Origin of the sequence: Comamonas sp. E6 (assembly GCF_001010305.1) — a bacterium.
GTDB classification, from domain to species: Bacteria; Pseudomonadota; Gammaproteobacteria; order Burkholderiales; family Burkholderiaceae_C; genus Comamonas; species Comamonas thiooxydans.
In genome coordinates, this window is sequence record NZ_BBXH01000007.1 from 476,794 (window position 1) to 494,951 (window position 18,158).

The 18,158-nt window shown below is 64.6% G+C and carries 15 protein-coding genes; 11 read left to right on the forward strand and 4 right to left on the reverse strand.

Annotated elements, in window-relative coordinates; translation table 11 throughout:
- Nucleotides 1-66 precede the first annotated feature (66 nt).
- The 6 genes from CSE6_RS06435 (at nt 67) to bioF (ending at nt 7,351) form a co-directional block, all read left to right on the forward strand.
- A complete protein-coding gene (locus CSE6_RS06435; protein ID WP_034382777.1) occupies nt 67-1,212 on the forward strand; it encodes a hypothetical protein in 1,146 nt (381 codons plus the stop codon).
- 257 nt (nt 1,213-1,469) lie between these two features.
- Complete coding sequence (locus CSE6_RS06440; RefSeq protein WP_034382781.1) at nt 1,470-2,465, forward strand: porin; 996 nt, start codon at nt 1,470-1,472, stop codon at nt 2,463-2,465.
- A gap of 545 nt (nt 2,466-3,010) precedes the next feature.
- Entirely contained in the window at nt 3,011-4,003 is a 993-nt protein-coding gene (gene bioB, locus CSE6_RS06445; protein ID WP_045839409.1) for a biotin synthase BioB, read from the forward strand.
- Nucleotides 4,004-4,134: 131 nt separating this feature from the next.
- Nucleotides 4,135-5,478: an adenosylmethionine--8-amino-7-oxononanoate transaminase gene (gene bioA, locus CSE6_RS06450; protein WP_059440163.1), complete on the forward strand. Its 1,344-nt coding sequence runs from the start codon at nt 4,135-4,137 to the stop codon at nt 5,476-5,478.
- Nucleotides 5,475-6,158: a dethiobiotin synthase gene (gene bioD, locus CSE6_RS06455; RefSeq protein WP_059440113.1), complete on the forward strand. Its 684-nt coding sequence runs from the start codon at nt 5,475-5,477 to the stop codon at nt 6,156-6,158. Before bioA ends, bioD begins: the two co-directional genes overlap by 4 nt.
- A complete protein-coding gene (bioF, locus tag CSE6_RS06460) occupies nt 6,155-7,351 on the forward strand; it encodes an 8-amino-7-oxononanoate synthase (RefSeq protein WP_080746989.1) in 1,197 nt (398 codons plus the stop codon). Before bioD ends, bioF begins: the two co-directional genes overlap by 4 nt.
- Nucleotides 7,352-7,386: 35 nt before the next feature.
- Here the strand turns inward: bioF and CSE6_RS06465 are convergent, their stop codons facing one another.
- The gene (locus CSE6_RS06465) at nt 7,387-8,868 is read right to left on the reverse strand and encodes a PLP-dependent aminotransferase family protein (RefSeq protein WP_059440114.1); all 1,482 of its coding nucleotides are present in this window, start codon (nt 8,866-8,868) and stop codon (nt 7,387-7,389) included.
- Between the two features lie 108 nt (nt 8,869-8,976).
- Between CSE6_RS06465 and CSE6_RS06470 the strand changes: the two genes are divergently transcribed.
- From CSE6_RS06470 to CSE6_RS06480, 3 genes are all read left to right on the forward strand, one after another.
- Nucleotides 8,977-10,206 (forward strand): benzoate/H(+) symporter BenE family transporter, encoded by a 1,230-nt coding sequence (locus CSE6_RS06470; RefSeq protein WP_059440115.1) that lies wholly within the window; start codon nt 8,977-8,979, stop codon nt 10,204-10,206.
- A gap of 4 nt (nt 10,207-10,210) precedes the next feature.
- A complete protein-coding gene (locus tag CSE6_RS06475) occupies nt 10,211-11,044 on the forward strand; it encodes a YggS family pyridoxal phosphate-dependent enzyme (RefSeq protein WP_059440116.1) in 834 nt (277 codons plus the stop codon).
- 218 nt (nt 11,045-11,262) lie between these two features.
- A complete protein-coding gene (locus CSE6_RS06480; protein WP_059440117.1) occupies nt 11,263-12,462 on the forward strand; it encodes an aspartate aminotransferase family protein in 1,200 nt (399 codons plus the stop codon).
- Between the two features lie 188 nt (nt 12,463-12,650).
- Here CSE6_RS06480 and alr read toward each other — a convergent pair whose 3' ends face one another.
- On the reverse strand, nt 12,651-13,757 hold the full coding sequence (alr, locus tag CSE6_RS06485) for an alanine racemase (protein WP_003070517.1): 1,107 nt from the start codon (nt 13,755-13,757) through the stop codon (nt 12,651-12,653).
- Between the two features lie 133 nt (nt 13,758-13,890).
- Between alr and lplT the strand changes: the two genes are divergently transcribed.
- Nucleotides 13,891-15,192, forward strand: coding sequence for a lysophospholipid transporter LplT (gene lplT / locus CSE6_RS06490; protein WP_034351410.1), 1,302 nt, complete (start codon nt 13,891-13,893; stop codon nt 15,190-15,192).
- An 87-nt stretch (nt 15,193-15,279) separates the two neighbouring features.
- Complete coding sequence (locus CSE6_RS06495) at nt 15,280-16,164, forward strand: DMT family transporter (RefSeq protein ID WP_059440118.1); 885 nt, start codon at nt 15,280-15,282, stop codon at nt 16,162-16,164.
- A 129-nt stretch (nt 16,165-16,293) separates the two neighbouring features.
- Here CSE6_RS06495 and CSE6_RS06500 read toward each other — a convergent pair whose 3' ends face one another.
- Both CSE6_RS06500 and CSE6_RS06505 read right to left on the reverse strand, forming a co-directional pair.
- Nucleotides 16,294-16,809, reverse strand: coding sequence for an AmiS/UreI family transporter (locus CSE6_RS06500; RefSeq protein ID WP_003070509.1), 516 nt, complete (start codon nt 16,807-16,809; stop codon nt 16,294-16,296).
- A 115-nt stretch (nt 16,810-16,924) separates the two neighbouring features.
- Complete coding sequence (locus tag CSE6_RS06505) at nt 16,925-18,076, reverse strand: helix-turn-helix domain-containing protein (protein ID WP_034382797.1); 1,152 nt, start codon at nt 18,074-18,076, stop codon at nt 16,925-16,927.
- Nucleotides 18,077-18,158: the final 82 nt, after the last annotated feature.

An 18,158-nucleotide genomic window follows, 5' to 3' on the forward strand; every position in this document is an offset into this window, starting at 1 on the left:
TGCTTATCCGCAGGGGCGGGCACAATGCCCTGATTCCGGCTTTGATGCCCCGCCACCGACGACCGCATGACTGCACCACTGCAACCCGTTGCCTCCATACTGCCCGTGTCCGTGCCCACGGGTCAGGCGGCTGCGCAGGCCGGCAATGTGGCTGCAGCCGCTGTCTCGGTCCTTCCCGCAGCGCAGCAACCGCCTGCTGCTCAAGCTGCGCCCCCGGCGACCAGCATGGTGCAGTGGTCGCCGCAAACCTTGCAGAACCTCAAGCTCCAGGCCTTTGAGCATCTGATTGCGCAACTGGCTCTGCAGGTGCAGGCCCAACCCGGTGCGCCTGCGGCGAGCTGGCCCAGTCAGGGCCTGCCAGCGGCCGTGCAGCAGTTTGTGCAAAACCTGCTCGCGCAGGTTCAGGTCAGCCTGCAGGGACAGGCCCAGCCCTTGCAACTGCTGGCCGGCCAGCAGGGATCGGTTGCGCTGATGCAGGCCTTGGCGCAGGCTGCGGTGTCTGGCGCGCAGCCGCCCAGCTCGGCTTTGCAGACGGCTGCGGCCCTGTCGCCCACGGCGGCCGTGGCGCTGGAGCAGGCACAGCAGGGCATGGCTGCAACCGCTGCTGGCGGCGCTGCCGCACCGCGTCTGCCCCAGTTGCAGAACTGGCTGGTGCAGCAAGGCACGCTGGTCACGCCGCAAGGCGAGCGCAGCTTTTCCCTGACATTGCAGGTGCCTGCCGCCTGGGCGCAGGCTGTGGGTGCGGCAAGCATTCCGGCAGCCCAAGGAACGGGGACGACCCTGCGCCTGCCCATGGCGGATCCGGGTGTCTTGAGCAGCGGTCCTCTGGCTCTGGTGGTGCAGCCGCAGTCGTCGGCGGCGACCAGCACGCTGGCTACCAGCGCATTGCTGTGGCTGGAGCTGCAGCCCGTCACGGCGAGTTCCGCTCAGGCGACGCCGGTACAGATGGCCGGTCTGCCTCTGGCCATGCCCGCACCGGCACTGGCGCAGGAAGTGCAGCAACTGCTGCAGAACAAGTCCGATCCCTGGCTGATGATGGCCGCGGCCCAGGCTGCCAATGCCCTGCCTGTGCCGCGCCGCAGCGGCGAGCACCGTTCGCATCTGTGCATGACCGAAGGCTGCCAGTACCAGGGCCTGGCACCCTGCGCCCAGCCGTTCTGCAGCGAGATGAATCGCATCTGGGCCGCCTCCGGCGTGGCGCGCAGCGGCTGAACCAAGCTGACGCAGGGCTGGACTCTGCGCGTGCCGCACTTTCATAATGCTTCCCGTTGCCTGCTTTTTGAGCAGGCTTCTCGGGTCGGAATTGGCAGCCAGGCTGCCAGCCATGTTCCGGCTGTCTTCAGTGCATCAGGCAGGGCCTGACTGCCTGTCATCACCTCATCTCACAGGTCTTCGACCTTCTCTGTCTTCTGCTGTGCCAAGAGCTGGCTGCGGGGCAGTGACTTCACAATTCAAGGAGAACCACCGGCATGCGCTTGCGTACTGGCATTGCTTGTTCCACATGTTTCACTCTTTTGTCTGCCGTGCTGCCTGCGGCGGCCCAGTCGTCCAGCGTCAGCATTGGCGGTCTGATCGACGGCGGCATCTATCGCGGCTTTGATGGCACGGCGCAGGCCGGCACGATTCAGCGCAGCAATCTTGCGATTGCCGGCTGGGAGGACCTGGGCGGTGGCCTCAAGGCCACCTTCCGTCTGAGCGCACGTTTCGATATCGATACCGGGCGTCTGGAGGATCAGGGCCGCAAGCCGTTCTGGCACGACGAGTCCACGGTGGGCTTGCAGGGCGGCTTTGGCCACTTGCGCCTGGGCCGCGCCCTGTCGGCCATGTGGTCGCAGGACTGGAAGTTCGACCCCTGGGCCAATTTCAACCGCATTTCCTCGCCCGCCTGGTATCAGTGGCACTACCTCACGCCTACCGACCGCTACAGCAACAACGGCACCGCCGAGTATGGGCGCATGGCCAATGGCATCTTCTACGACTCGCCCACGGTGGCCGGCTTCACCCTGCATCTGAGTGCCTCGCCGGAGCGCACCGAGGTACCGCTGACCTTGCGCCGCGAAGGGCGCGGTTATTCGGCCTCTCTCAACTACGACTCGGAAAGCCTGAGCGGGATGCTGGCCTTCGAGCGCAACGGCAGCGGTGACAAGGACACTTTCGTGGCTGGCAAATACCGCTTTGGCGCAGCCGCCGTGATGGCCGCCTGGGACTATTCGCGCGTGGCACAGACGGCACTCTCGGCCAAGGCCGTGACGTTGGGCGCTACCTATCAGATGGGACAGACCACGCTGAAGGCCGGTTATGGACGCCAGCGCATGCAGGAGCAGACCAATCATTTCTACTCTCTGGGCGCCGACTACGCGCTGTCCAAGCGCACCACGCTCTATGCCAGCCTGGGGCGCAAGAGCTACGAGTACGGCGCGGACTCGGGAACTTCGTTCGGCGTGGGCATGGCTCACGCCTTCTAAGCCCAGGCCTCCAGCCCCACAGCCGCAGCCTTGCTGCGGCTTTTTTGCGCCCGGTGCGAATGTCCAACAAGAGTTGAGGGAATTAAATCCGCCAGTTTGGGGTGTTTGTCCGCCTTTGCACGGGCGGTACAGCACCGTTTCTGGCCCTGATCCAGGCCTTGTCCGGGTAAAAATCGCCAAAAACCGTGTTTTTTGCCGATATCTACGCTCTTCCTCGTTGAAATCCAAGGTCTGAATCTGGTGTGTTCCACTTAATTGAGTGCACAAGAGCTCAATTTGGCAGAAGTTATGGCTGGCTGTTTTTAATGAGTGCTGAAAATCTGTCAAATGCATTGAAATAGCGCTCAAAAATAGCGCTTCTTGTTGCAACTCTTTGGTGAGCAACTATTTGCATGCGGGCTCTGTAAATCCTTGATTTTTTTGCCCAAAATGCGCGGCATTCCCCCGATTGAGGAGAGACCGCGATGTCCTATTCCGTGCCCGAGCAAGACAACCCAGTGCGCGCCGCCGACGCGCAGCAAGCCGCTGCCTGCGGCAGCCAGACCATGCACTGGCATGCGCCGGCCAAGCCCGTCGCGGCTCCCGAAGCGCAGCGCTGGCCCGTGGAGGCAGTGCAGTCCTTGCTGGACCTGCCTTTTCTGGACTTGTTGCACCGTGCTCAGAGCGTGCACCGTGAGAACTGGCCTGCAGGCGAGATCGAGCTGGCGACCCTGCTGTCCGTCAAGACCGGCGGCTGCCCCGAGAACTGCGGCTATTGCCCGCAGTCGGCCGAGTTCGATACGGGCGTGAAGGCCGAGAAGCTGATGAGCGTGGAGGAGGTCACCCGCGCCGCCAAGGCGGCCCAGGATGCCGGAGCCACCCGCTTTTGCATGGGCGCTGCCTGGCGTGCGCCCAAGGACCGCGACATCGAGAAGATGAACGAGCTGATCGGTGCCGTGAAGGGACTGGGCATGCAGACCTGCGCCACGCTGGGTATGCTGCAGCCCCACCAGGCCGCATCGCTGCGCGATGCGGGTCTCGACTACTACAACCACAACCTCGACACCGCGCCCGAGTACTACAAGGATGTGGTCAGCACGCGCCAGTACCAGGATAGGCTGGACACGCTGGCTGCCGTGCGCGATGCGGGCATCAGCGTCTGCTGCGGCGGCATCATCGGCATGGGCGAGACCGAGGTCCATCGTGCCGGCCTGATTGCCCAGCTCGCGAACATGGAGCCCTACCCCGAGTCCGTGCCCATCAACAGCCTGGTGCCCGTGCCCGGCACGCCGCTGGCCGACAGCGAGCCGGTGGATCCGCTGGACTTTGTCCGTGTGATCGCCGTGGCGCGCATCACCATGCCCAAGGCTCGCGTGCGCCTGTCGGCGGGCCGCCAGCAACTGGGCGAGGCCGTGCAGACCCTGTGCTTCATGGCGGGAGCCAATTCCATCTTCTACGGTGACAAGCTGCTGGTGACCGGCAATCCAGATGTGGAGGCCGATACCACCTTGATGCGCAAGCTGGGCCTCAAGGGGCTGGGGGCATCGGCAGCAAGCTGATCCCTGAATCTTCCCCGGCCGTCGCGCCGGGGCTTTCTCATTGCAAATTGCATGGCCCTGCCTCTGGTGCGGGCCAGGCCGCGCTGCGCCTGCGTTTTGACAAGGCGGGTGATTCGCCTCAGGAGTTTTTGATGGAACACAGTCTTGCCAGCCGCAGCGTGCGCCATGTCTGGCATCCCTGCACCCAGATGAAGCGGCACGAAGCCGCGCCGCCGATTGCCATTGATCACGCCACCGGGCCCTGGCTGGTGGACACCGAGGGCCGCCGTTATCTGGACGGCATCAGTTCCTGGTGGGTCAATCTGTTCGGTCACTCGCATCCGCATATCCGGGCGGCGCTGACCGAGCAGATGTGCAAGCTCGATCATGTGATGCTGGCCGGCTTCACCCATGCCCCCGTGGTCGAGCTGTCCGAGCGCCTGGCCGGCCTGACCGGCCTGGGCCATGCGTTCTATGGCAGTGACGGCGCTTCGGCCACCGAGATCGCGCTGAAGATGAGCGCCCATTACTGGCGCAACCAGGGGCATCCTGCCAAGCACCGCTTCGTGGGCCTGGCTGGCGGCTACCACGGCGAGACGGTAGGCGCGCTGTCGGTCACCGATATTGCGCTGTTTCGCGATGCCTATGGCCCCCTGGTGCGTCTGTCGGCCACCGTGCCCAGCCCTGATGCACGTCAGGCCCGGCCTGGCGAAACCGCCGCCGATGTGGCACGCCGCGCAGCAGAGGGTCTGGAGTCCTGGTTGCAGGCGCATCACCAGGAGACTGCTGCCCTGATTCTGGAGCCGCTGGTGCAGTGCGCCGCCGGCATGGCCATGCACGATGTCGAATATCTGCGTCTGGCCCGTGCGCTGTGCGACCGCTATTCAGTGCATCTGGTGGTGGACGAGATCGCCGTGGGATTTGGCCGCACCGGCAGCCTGTTTGCCCACCAGCAGGCCGGTATCAGGCCGGACTTCATCTGCCTGTCCAAAGGGCTGACCGGCGGCACGCTGCCCTTGTCTGCCGTGCTGACCACCGACGCGGTCTATGCCGCTTTTTATGACGACGATGCCGCTCGCGGCTTTCTGCATTCGCATTCTTATACCGGCAACCCCCTGGCCTGCCGCGCTGCCGTGGCCACGCTGGAGCTGTTCGAGCAGCTGGACCAGCTGGCTGCCAATCGGCAGCTGGCCCGGAAAATCAGTGCAGCATTCGCCGGGCTGAATGCTCACCCCCGTGTCAGCAACGCGCGCCAGCAGGGAATGATCTGGGCCTGGGACATCGATACCTCCCTGCCGGACTTTGCGCAGCGCTACCACCAGGCGGCTCTGGATCTCGGTCTGCTGCTGCGCCCCATAGGACGCACGCTGTACTGCATGCCGCCCTATGTGCTGAACGATACCGATATCGCCCACCTGGGTCAGGCGGCGCTGGCCGCGTTGAATACCACCTTGCAGCAGGAAGCGGAGCTCGCCGCGAAGAAGGGAAAAGCATGATCGGCTGTTTCGTCACGGGCACCGATACCGGTGTGGGCAAGACCCTGGCCAGCTGCGCGCTGCTGCACGCACTGGCAGGCCACCATTCGCGCGTGGTGGGCATGAAGGCCGTGGCCGCAGGCGCCGAGCCCGACGGGCAGGGCGGCTGGGTCAACGAAGACACGGTGGCCTTGCGCGCGGCCTCCACGCTGGCCGTGCCGGCAGCGCTGGACAACCCCGTGCTGCTGCCCGACCCCATGTCGCCGCATATTGCAGCCCGGCGCGCGGGCGTGGAGGTGACGCTGGCGCCGATTCTCGACGCCTACCGGCAGCTGGCCGCGCAGGCAGATGCCGTGGTGGTCGAGGGCGCGGGTGGCTGGCGCGTGCCGCTGTCCGAGACTCTGTGCATTGCCGATCTGGCCGTGGCGCTGCAGCTGCCGGTGGTGCTGGTGGTGGGGCTGAAGCTCGGTTGTCTGAACCATGCGGTGCTGACCGCAGAGGCGATTCGCGCCGCCGGCTTGCCGCTGGCGGGCTGGGTGGCAAGCCGTGTGGAGCCGCAGATGCTGGTCCCTGAGGAAAACATGGTCTGGCTGCGCAACCAGCTGGGACGGCTTGGCGCGCCGCTGCTGGCCGATATTCCGTGGCAGGCCACTCCCGATCCTCGCCTGACCAGTTTCTCCTTGCCCAAGGAATGGCAATGACCGCATCTTCCAATTTCTGGCTGCAGGATATTCCACAGCAGCTGGCAGCCCTGGACGCCGCCGCGCTGCGCCGTACCCGCCGTACCGTAGCGCCCCTGCAAGGCGCGCGCATTCTGGTCGACGGGCAGCCCATGCTGCAGTTCTGCAGCAACGACTATCTGGGGCTGGCACAGCACCCGGCCATGATTGAGGCGGCCTGTGCCGGTGCGCAGGATTTCGGAGTGGGCTCGGGCGGCTCTCCAATGGTCAACGGCCATAGCACGGCCAATGCCGCGCTGGAGGAAGAACTGGCCCGCTTTGTGCAACTGCCCCGTGCGCTTTACTTCTATGCCGGGTTTGCCACCAACGCCAGCATCATCCCGGCGCTGGTGGGGGCGGGCGACGCCATTTTCTCTGACGCTCTGAACCACGCCAGCCTGATCGACGGCTGTCGCCTGTCGCGTGCCCAGATCCACCGTTTCGAGCATGGCGATCTGGCTGCCTTGGAGCAGCTGCTGGCTGCTTGCCCGGTGCAGCGCAAGCTGGTGGTGAGCGATGCCGTCTTCAGCATGGATGGCAATGTGGCAGATATCGAGGGGCTGCTGGCACTGTGCGAGCGCTACGACGCGTTGCTGCTGCTGGACGATGCCCACGGCTTCGGCGTACTCGGCCCGCAAGGCCGTGGCAGCCTGGCGGCTGCGGGGCTGACAGGGGTCAAGGCCTCGCCGCGTGTGCTTTACATGGCCACGCTGAGCAAGGCGGCTGGCGTGTCGGGGGCCTTTGTTGCAGGACATGCGCTGCTGATCGAATGGCTGCTGCAAAAAACGCGTAGCTACACCTTTGCGACCGCCGCCCCTGCGATGTTGGCGCGCGCATTGCAAACCAGTCTGCAACTGATTGAGGAGCAGAGCGCTTTGCGCGAGCAGCTGCAGGCTCGGATTGCCCAGCTGCGTGCGGGGCTGCAGCCCTTGTTGCAGGGCAAGGACTGGCGGCTTTTGCCATCGGACACGGCCGTGCAGGCACTGGTGGTGGGCGGAAATGACGCTGCGCTCGGCCTTATGGAGGGGTTGCGCCGCCATGGCCTGTGGGTGCCGGCGATTCGCCCTCCCACCGTGCCCATGGGCACGGCGCGGCTGCGTATTGCCTTGTCGGCGCTGCATACCGAGGCCGATGTGAAGCAATTGCTGGCGGCGCTGCAGGAGCTTGCCGGTTGAGGCCTGGCCGTTTTGCGCTGGCGCGCCGGTCGCTGTCAGTGGCGTAGCGCCTGCAGTACCTGCGCCAACTTCCTCGCGGCGACTTCCAGCTCATGCGGTGTGTGAGCGGCAAATCCCATGAGAAAACCCGCCTGTTGCGGGCTTGATGCATGCAGCTGCGTCAAGCCGAGCAGGTCTATGCCCGCCCTGCGCGCGCTATCCACGGCGGCGCGTTCAGCAATGCCGTGTAACAGGGTGCAAGGCATCTGCATGCCTCCCGCCGGCACCCGTGGCTCGAGGAAGTCGCCCAGATGCTCGCGCACTAGCCGCGCCAGCACATCGCGTCGCTCGGCATAGACGGCGCGCATGGTACGCACATGCGCACCCAGGTGCCCGCCTTCGATGAACCGCCCCAGCGTCAATTGCGCAATCGCTGCGCTGTGTCCATCCAGCAAGGTTCGTGCCACCGTCATGGGGGCGACCAGCGAAGCCGGCAACACCATATAGCCTATGCGTAGCCCAGGGAACATCGACTTGGTGAAGGTCCCGACATAGATCGTGCGCTCGTGCTGATCCAGCCCCTGTACGCAGGCCATGGGCTTGCCGGCGTAGTGAAATTCGCTGTCGTAGTCATCTTCGATGATCCAGGCCTGCTCCTGCTGCGCCCAGGCTATGGCGGCCAGCCGGCGATCCAGGGCCAGAGTGGTGCCCGTAGGGAACTGGTGGGAGGGTGTCAGAAACACCGCCCTGGCAGCGGGTAGGGTCTGCAGTAAGTCCACCCGCATGCCGTCGCCGTCCAGCGGCACGGGCACACATTCCAGCCCGGCCGCATCGAAGGCTTTGCGTGCGCCGTGATACACAGGGTCTTCGATGAAGATGCGATCACCGGCATCGAGCAGTACATTGGCGCACAGGGTCAGAGCCTGTTGCGAACTGGTCAGCACCAGCACGCGTTCAGGTGTGGCGCGCGCGCCGCGCTCCAGGTTCACATAGGCGGCAATGGCCTGGCGCAAAGCCTTGGTGCCCTGTGGCGGACTGTGCAGCAGAGCCCGGGTGCCGTGCTCCTTGAGCACCTGCCGCTGCAAGCGCTCCCAGGTCTGAAGCGGGAAGTTGCGTGTCTCGGGCACACCGGGCGCAAAAGCGCGTGGCGCGAGGAAATCACGCAGGCCACCGCCCGCGAACATGGCTGCGCCGCGTTGGCTCAAACGCAGGGCGGGAACGCGCGCCAAAGGACTTTGCATCAGGCCGCGTCCCGGAAGGCGTTGCACCTGCTCGGACACAAAGCTGCCGCTGCCCGTGCGTCGTTCGATAAAGCCTTCGGCATGCAGCTGGCCATAGGCGGCCTCCACCGTATCGCGCGAGACACCCAAGGACTGGGCCAGGGCTCGCGATGCCGGCAGGCGCCGGCCCACGTCCAGCGCGCCATCGAGGATCAGGTGCCGTATGGCCCGTTGGATGCGGACATGCAGCGGCAAGGCGCCATGAGCGGGGTCGCCGATCCAGGCTTTGACGGATTCGAGTTGGGCGTGCTTGAACAAATGGTCTGTATTCCTGCAAAAAAGTGGCCGGGAGTATCAGGCCATTTCGATTCTATAAATCTGCTACCCCATGGGGTCAATCACTTTTCCGGGAGCCCTTGCAAGACCATGTCAACCACCCACTCGCCTTCGTCTCTTCGCTGGAACGATCTCACACATCCCGTCGTGGCAGGCCTGATCTCGGTCATCGTCAACTACGGTGGTACCTTCATCCTTGTGTTCCAGGCGGCCAAGGTGGCGGGCCTCGGCCCCGAGCTGACGGCCTCCTGGGTATGGTCGATCTCGATTGGCGTAGGGCTGACAGGTCTGCTGCTGAGCTGGGTGACGCGCGAGCCCATCATCACGGCCTGGTCCACACCTGCTGCGGCATTCCTGGTGACTGCCCTGGCGAGCACGCCCTATGCCGAAGCAGTGGGGGCCTACATGGTCTCCGCGCTGGCTTTCGTGGTGCTGGGGCTGTCGGGATATTTCGAGCGCGTCATCCGGCTTATTCCTGCCGGCATTGCGGCCGGACTGCTCGCGGGCATCCTGCTGCAATTCGGTATCAAGGCGTTTGGTGGCATGAGCGTCGATCCCATGCTGGCGGGCCTGCTGATCGCGACCTATGTGGTGCTCAAACGGATTTCGGCACGCTATGCCGTCGTCGGCATCCTGGTGCTGGGGCTGGTCTTTTTGCTGTCGCAGAATCGGGTCGATCTGTCCGGGCTGGAGTTGCAGCTTGCTGCCCCAGTGTTCACCAGGCCGGAGTTCTCACTCAATGCCTTGCTCAGCGTCGCGCTGCCGCTGTTTCTCATCACGCTGACCGGCCAGTACATGCCCGGCATGCTGGTGCTGCGCAACGATGGCTTCAAGACCAGCGCCAATCCCATCGTCACGATCACGGGTCTGGGCTCGCTGCTCATGGCTCCGTTTGGTTCGCATGCGTTCAACATCGCCGCGATCACGGCTGCAATCGCTACCGGCCCGCAGGCGCATGAAGATCCCTCCAGGCGCTGGATTGCCGGCGTTGCTGCAGGCATGTGCTACATCCTGGTCGGCGTGTTCGGGGTCACGCTGGCGGCGGTCTTCATGGCCTTTCCCGCCACCTTCATCACCACGCTGGCAGGTCTCGCCCTGCTGGGCACCATTGGCGCCAGCCTGGCCACGGCCCTGGCGGATGCCAAGGTGCGCGAGGCCGCGCTGATCACCTTCCTGGCCGCCGCCGCCAACATCACGTTGCTGGGTATTGGCGGCGCCTTCTGGGGCCTGGTCATAGGGCTGCTCGCCTATGCCGTCCTCAACGGCCGGCTGCCGTGGAGCGCACAGTCGGCCGCGATAGCCGCCATGGAAAAAGGATGAGGTGATGCCCATGACTTCAGAAACCCCGACCCGTCACGATCAACATGGCCTGTACCCCGAGGCCGGCACGGTAGAGGACTTTCTTCGCAACCTCGCCACCGTGCAGGAGCGCATTGCAGCTGCCTGCCAGCGCGTGGGGCGTGATCCAGCCAGCGTGCGCTTGCTGCCCGTCAGCAAGACCAAGCCGCAAGCCAGCCTGCGTCTGGCCTATGCAGCGGGCTGCCGCCTGTTGGGCGAGAACAAGGTACAGGAAGCGTTTGGGAAATGGGAGTCCATGCAGGACCTGGCCGATCTGCGCTGGTCGGTCATCGGCCACCTGCAGACCAACAAGGCCAGGCTGGTGGCACGTTTTGCCAGCGAGTTCCAGGCATTGGACAGCCTGCGCGTGGCAGAGGCGCTGGACAGGCATCTGCAGGCCGAAGGGCGGTCGCTGGACGTGTTCGTGCAGGTCAATACCTCGGGCGAGGCCAGTAAATATGGCTTGAATCCCGAGGATGTGCCGGGTTTCATCCAGCAACTGCCCGTGTTTTCCGCATTGCGCGTGCGTGGTCTGATGACGCTGGCGCTGTTTTCCGCCGAAGCCGAACGGGTGCGTCGGTGTTTCATTCTCCTGCGCGAGCTGCGCGAGCTGCGCGATCAGTTGCAGCAAAGCGCACCTGCGGGCATGGAGCTGGATGCGCTGTCGATGGGGATGTCCGGCGATTTCGAGATCGCCATCGAGGAGGGCGCTACCGTGGTGCGCGTGGGGCAGGCCATCTTCGGCGCGCGTCCGTTACCCGATAGCTATTACTGGCCAACGCGCTCTGATCCGCAGACGCCGGAATCCGTTACCGATTGATATGGCATAGGCGCAATCGCAGGTGGCTTGTGCTCGCGCTGTGCGTTGCGGCCGTAGCAAGCCGGCCAATCTGCCGCCAAGTCCTGCGGGTGCTGCGCCATGCCCGGCAAGCGCAATGCGCGATTTTTGCCGCTGAGACCGGGCATTGGCCAGCTGCAGAGTTCTCCTGAACCGGCTGATATCCGCCAGTTTTCTTTTACATCCCACCGGAGCATTGCATGCCGCAAACCGATTCCCACTTGATGAGGGCATACGCCCGCCAGCCTGTTTCTTTTGTGCGCGGTCGCGGTGCCCGCCTCTGGGACGAGCAGGGGGTGGAATACCTGGACGCCATCGCCGGCGTGGCGGTCACCAGCCTGGGCCATGCCCATCCGGAGATCGCCGCCGTCATGGCCGAGCAAGCCGCGACGCTGCTGCACACTTCCAACGTGTTCCGTATCGACTGGCAGGAGCAGCTTGGCGAGCGCTTATGCGCGCTCGCCGACATGGAAAAGGTGTTCTTCTGCAATTCGGGTGCCGAGGCCAATGAGACGGCTCTCAAGCTCGCCCGCTTGCACGGGCATCGCAAGCAGGTGGCCGAGCCGCAAATTCTCGTGATGGAGAACGCTTTTCATGGCCGCACGCTGGCGACACTCGCCGCCACGGGCAACGCGGCCAAGCAACAGGGCTTCGAGCCGCAGATGCCCGGCTTTGTGCGCGTGCCCTATGACGACATCGATGCGGTGCGCCGTGCGGCCCAGGAAGTACCAGGTATCGTCGCCGTGCTGGTCGAGCCCGTGCAGGGCGAAGGCGGCATCCGTGTCGCCAGTCGCGGCTACCTGCGCGCTCTGCGCGAGCTCTGCGACAGCCAGGGCTGGCTGCTGATGCTCGACGAGATCCAGACCGGCCTGGGCCGTACGGGGGCCTGGTTCGCGCACCGGCACGCCGGTATCACGCCCGATGTGATGACCCTGGCCAAAGCTCTGGGCAATGGTGTTCCCATTGGCGCCTGTCTGGCGCGTGGCACGGCCGCGAACCTGTTCTGTCCCGGCCAGCACGGCTCCACCTTCGGTGGCAATCCGCTGGCATGCCGCGTGGCCTGCGCCGTGCTCGACATCATGGAAAGAGACGGCATTGCGCAGCGGGCAGCCCTGCTGGGCGAGCGCCTGCTGGCCGGGCTGCGGCTGGCTCTGGGAGGACACCCAGACGTGCAGGCCATCCGAGGCCTGGGCCTGATGGCAGGGATCGAGTTGAACCGGAACTGCCAGGAGCTGGTCGGCCGCGCGCTGGCCGAACAGCGATTGCTGATTACCGTGACCCGTGAGCGCACGATCCGGCTGTTGCCGCCGCTGATCTGCGACGAGGCACAGATTGACGACATCGTTGTCAGAGTCGCCAGCCTGTGCCAGGACAGTGCACCAAGCCGCCACACTGTTTAGCTGCCGGTGCGTGAGCGCTGCGACCGAAGTCGTCGCTGGTCCGATGAGGTCGTTCCTGGCGCCGCATTCCGGGCTCTGATGCGCGGTCCTGCATGCCTGCATCGCGTCGGGTGCAGGCATGTCTACGCTTTCTGAATCGATAAAAAGCCGCTGTGCTTGCCGCGGCTTTTTGACGGGAGCAGGCCGGTCTACTTGCCTGCTCCCTCCACCTGCTTGGGGACGCGGGGAGCCACGGCGCACATCAGCTCGTAGCCCAGCGTGCCGGCAGCAGCGGCTACCTCGTCGATGGGCAGCACGGCGCCATTGCTGGCGCGACCCCAGAGCGTGACCTCGCTGCCCAGCCTGGCCTTGGGAACGGGGCTCAGGTCCACGGCCATCATGTCCATGCTGACGCGGCCCAGCGTGCGGGTGCGCACACCGTCCACCAGCACGGGCGTACCCGTGGGGCAGACGCGCGGATAGCCGTCCGCATAGCCGCAGGCCACCACGCCCAGGCGCAGCGGTCCGTCGCATTGAAAACGCGAGCCGTAACCCACGGTGTCACCGGCATGCAGCTCCTGCGTGCCTATGATTTTTGACGACAGCGTCATGGTCGGCTCAAGACCCCAGTGAGCCGCATCATGGGTGGGAAAGTCTGGCGAGCTGCCGTAGAGCACGATGCCGGGGCGGACCCAGTCGCAGCGCACATTGTTCTCGTCACCATGCAGCAAGGTGGCAGCGCTGTTGCTGACGCTGCGCTCGCCGGGCAGGTCCAGCGTGGTTTCGTGAAAGACCCTGAGCTGGTGATCCAGGCCATGCTCCACATCGGCATCGCTGAAGTGGGTCATGAACGAGATCTCGTCGACCTGGGGCAGGGCGTTCAGCCGCGCATAAGCCGCACGAAAACGCTCGGGTGTAAAGCCCAGTCGGTTCATCCCGCTGTTCATCTTGAGAAAGACACGGTGGCCGACCTGGGTCTTGTGGGCGGCCAGCCAGTCGATCTGCTCGTCACAGTGCACTGCATGCCAGATGCCCAAACGCGAGCAGATTTCCAGGTCGCGCAACTCGAACACGCCTTCGAGCAGCAGGATGGGGCCGCGCCATCCCAGATTGCGTACGCGCTGGGCCTCATCGAGGTCCAGCATGGCAAAACCGTCCGTCGCTCGCAGACCCTCAAACACGTTTTCGATACCGTGGCCATAAGCGTTGGCTTTGATCACGGACCACAATTTGGCATCAGGGACGGCTTGCCGTACCCGCTCCAGGTTGTGGCGAACGGCTTCAGGATGGATGGTGGCAGTAATGGGACGAGGCATGGTTTTTCTCAATCAGACCAGTGGGATTCTGGCACTGTCAGCTGGAGCCTGCGTGATATAACCGCCAGTCACTTGCCACGGGGTCTCTTATTTCCTTGGCATCGGTCCGTCCGGTGCCAGTTACAGCTAATTCATGAAGCGCGGTTTCTACACCATCATGTCAGCGCAGTTTTTCAGCTCGCTGGCAGACAACGCCTTGTTTGTGACCGCTGTAGAGCTGTTGCGTGCCAATGGTGCCCCCGAGTGGCAACGTGCTGCCCTGGTGCCCATGTTCGCCCTGTTCTATGTGGTCCTGGCCCCCTTTGTCGGAGCCTTTGCGGACGCCTTGCCCAAGGGCAAGGTCATGTTCATCAGCAATGCCATCAAGGTGATGGGTTGTCTGATGATGCTCTTCGGTCATCATCCTCTGATCGCCTATGCCGTCATCGGGCTGGGCGCGGCCGCCTATTCGCCGGCCAAGTACGGCATCCTGACCGAGCTGCTGCCGGCCTCCCAACTGGTCAAGGCCAATGGCTGGATCGAGGGGCTGACCATCACCTCCATCATTTTGGGCGTGCTGGTGGGCGGCCAGCTGGTGGGGCCGACCATTTCCCAGCATCTGCTGGGCTTCGACTTCCCGTATTTCAATACCGGCGTGGACACCCCTGCCGAGGCCGCAATTGCCCTGCTGATCCTGATCTACGTCGTGGCGGCCTGGTTCAATCTGCATATTCCGCTGACGGGCGTGGCCATGCGCCCGCTGCGCGAAGACCCGAACAAGAGCCTGGTTGCCAATCTGCTGGGTCTGCTGCCCGACTTCTGGCAGTGCAGCAAGCGCCTGTGGGCCGACAAGCTGGGCCAGATTTCGCTGTCCACCACCACGTTGTTCTGGGGGGCTTCGGGCAATTTGCGCTATATCGTGCTGGCCTGGGGAGCTGCGGCCCTGGGTTACAGCACCACCCAGGCCTCGGCCCTGGTGGGGGTGGTGGCAATCGGTACGGCCGTCGGTGCGGTGCTGGCATCCATGCGCATGCGCCTGGACAACGCCACGCGTGTGATCCCCCTGGGCGTGCTCATGGGCCTGCTCGTGGTCTGCATGATCTTTATCGACAATCTCTGGGTGGCCGTGCCCTTCCTCATTCTGCTTGGCGGTTTGGGCGGATTTCTGGTCGTTCCCATGAATGCGCTGCTGCAGCATCGCGGCCATAATCTCATGGGCGCGGGCCGCTCGATTGCGGTGCAGAACTTCAACGAGCAACTGGCCATTCTGGCCATGGGCGGCTTCTACAGCCTGTCCACCAAGATGGGGTTGACTGCCTTTGGTGCGATCACGGTATTCGGTCTGCTGGTTGCCGCTAGCATGGTGCTGATCGGCATCTGGCACTGGAATAATTGCAGAAGGCACCCGGCAGAGGTTGAAAAGCTGCTGGAAGTCGCCCGCCGCGACTGCCATTGAAGCCCTGCAGCTGGCGCCGACAAGCTGCATTCACTACACGATCAATAGCTTCTAACGCTTGCAGAGCAAACGTTAGAAGCCTTTTTTATGCATAGTCCACTGCCTGTATTTGCGCTGCTGCTCAATGCCCTTATCTGGGGCTTGTCATGGTGGCCGTTTCGTCTCATGCATGAGGCCGGACTGCATCCGCTGTGGGCCACGGCATCGATGTATGCGCTGGTGCTGGCCGGTCTGCTGGCGCTGCGTCCCGCCAGCCTCAGGCAGGCCTGGCAATACCCGGTGCTCCTGCTGCTGGCTGCCAGTTCGGGCCTGAACAACGTGGCTTTCAACTGGGCCGTGACCGTGGGCGACGTGGTGCGCGTCATCCTCTTGTTCTATCTCATGCCCGCCTGGGCGGTGTTGCTGGCCTGGAAGCTGCTGGGCGAAAAGCCCACGCCCATGGCGCTGCTGCGCCTGTTGCTGGCCTTTGGCGGTGTGGTGCTGGTATTGCTGCCCGCCGATGCCTCGCTCTCCGGGGTGTTTGCCGGTCTCACCCTGGCCGATGCGCTGGCCGTGTTCGGCGGCTTCATGTTTGCGCTGACCAATGTGTTGCTGCGCCGCTTTCAAGGCATTCCGGCCCAGGCCCGCATGCTGGCCATGTTTGCCGGCTGCATGAGCATGGGCCTGCTGACCGCCTTGAGCGCCAGCAGCGCTGGAATGGTGCCGGGCTTTCCTGCTTTTGATGGCAGTTGGGGCTTTCTCGCACTTGGCTTGGCCGTGGTTTTGATGTTTGGCAACTGGGCTCTGCAATTTGGCGCAGCGCGTCTGCCCTCGGGCGTGACCTCGGTGGTCATGCTGTCGGAAGTGGTGTTTGCCAGCATCTCCTCGGTGCTCATCGCCCACGAGCAACTCAGCGCACGCACGCTGGCCGGCGGTGCGCTCATCATGGGAGCAGCCTTGCTGGCCACTTTGGGCAGAGCCCCGAGAAAATAGCCCAAACCACATCAAGGACACCGAGGAGGGGCCTGGGCCGGCCGCGCCGCCCCGCACCGAAGGTGTCGTCCCCATCCCGAAGAGAGAGGGGGAAGGCGGGGCCGCCCAGGCGCACAGCGCCTCAGGGGGTCACATCAGCTTCCCAGCCAGGATCAGGTATCCGGGCACCCAGCCCGTAAGCACGCCCTGGGCAATGCACAGCCAGCCCGTGGGGCGTTCAATGCTTTTCCTCAGGGCCAGCAGCGCGAAGAACAAGGCCCAGAGTACGGCCCAGGCGGCCCAGTTGACGCCCATCCACCAGTCCAGCCCCGAGCTGGCGCTGGTCAGCGTATCGAGGGCGACGGGAACAGCGGTGATCGCCACGAACAGGCTGAACCAGCCCAGACCGCGGCCGTCGGCGCCGCTGAAGCGATTGAAAGCCACCCAGAGATAGGTGAAGGCGAACAGCAGGGTCAGAGCGCCGCTCTTGACCGATGCCGCATCGGCTGCTGGACCGAAGATGCTGGCCAGACCAATACATAGCGACACCACCCCGGTGAAGATATTGATGACCCAGATTTCCTTGTCGGCAATCTTGCCCAGCATCCACAGGCCGTTGAGAAACAGCACCGCACCCACATAAAACAGCGACAAACCCAACCACATACACGCTCCTTGGCTGCAGGCCGGTGCAGCGCGGCCAGGATTGTGGGGCCGAGCGGGGCGGGGCGGAACCCTGGGCGAACGCAAAAGAGTCTTGCGCCATGGGTCGGGAATGGGCTCAGAAACCCTCGTCCCGACCGCCACGCAGGCGGCGATACAGCGTGCCGCGCGAGATGCCCAGGGCGCGCGCGGCCTGGGAGACATTGCCGCCATGCTGGTCCAGCGTCTCCCGGATCAGCTGCGCGCTGTGCTCGCGCAGCGTCGCCAGGGGCTGTGCCTCGGCGACGGGCGTTGCTTCGGTGGTTGCGGGGCTGGCCTGGTCTTCCACGCTGCTGGTGTCCAGGTGCGAGCCAAGGCCATGCGAGGTTTGCAGATGCGCCTGTATCCAGACGCCCAGGCCGCTGGCCAGGCGCAGCGGCGCGGGGCCGGGCTGGCCGCTCAGTTGCAGCAGGCGCGATAGATCATGGCCCAGCAGTTCCTGCGCGCTGCACGCTGTGTCCAAGGGCTGGCCGATGAGCTGGGCGGCAGTGCCGTTCATCCAGGCGACGCGACCATCGGCAGCCACGCCCATCAGCGCCTGCAGCGGCGTGTGCAGCAGGGCAGGCGTCACCTGAAAGCGCAGCACCAGATGCTCGTGCGACTGAGCCTGCAGCAAGGTGTTTTCGATGGTCGTGGCGTACATGCCGACCACGGGAGCGGCATCGAAGCTGAAATGCTGCTGCTCCACCATCAGATTGAGCACCCCGGCCAGGCGGCCGTGCACGTCGCGTATGGGGGCTGCTGCGCAGCGGAAGGCGTGCAGCTCGTCGAAATAGTGCTCGCCGTTGGTGACGGTGCAGGCCTGGCCGGTGGCGGCGACGATGCCCGGGGCGGTCGTGCCCATGGCCTGCTCGGACATGTTCAGGCCGACCCGCTCGTCACGGGGCCGCATGGATGCCGGGGAGACATGGAGCACGATGCCCTTGTCGTCCGTCAGCATCACGCGCGTGCCGGTGCCCGCCAGTGCCTGCTCCAGGGTCGGCAGCTCGTGCTGCAACGCCTGCAGCAGGCCGCGACAGCGCTCCTGCGTGGCATGCAGCCGGCTGGGGCTGACCGGAGCCAGAGCCAGCCGCCGTCCATTGCAGTGCTGGCGCTGGCTGCGCAGCCAGGACTGGATGACCGCCTCGCTGACCAGGCCCGAGGGGCGTATGCCGGCCTCGAAGAACTGGCGGCGAGCCTGCAAGGCCCGCTCCGCCCCGGTGCTCGAGAAGCACTGCTGTAGCGCGTCCATCGCGCGTGGCTCATCAACGTTCATGTCATGCCCAGGCTGTCCGCAGTAGCGGTCAATGTGTTCCGCAATGGAACAGTTCTAG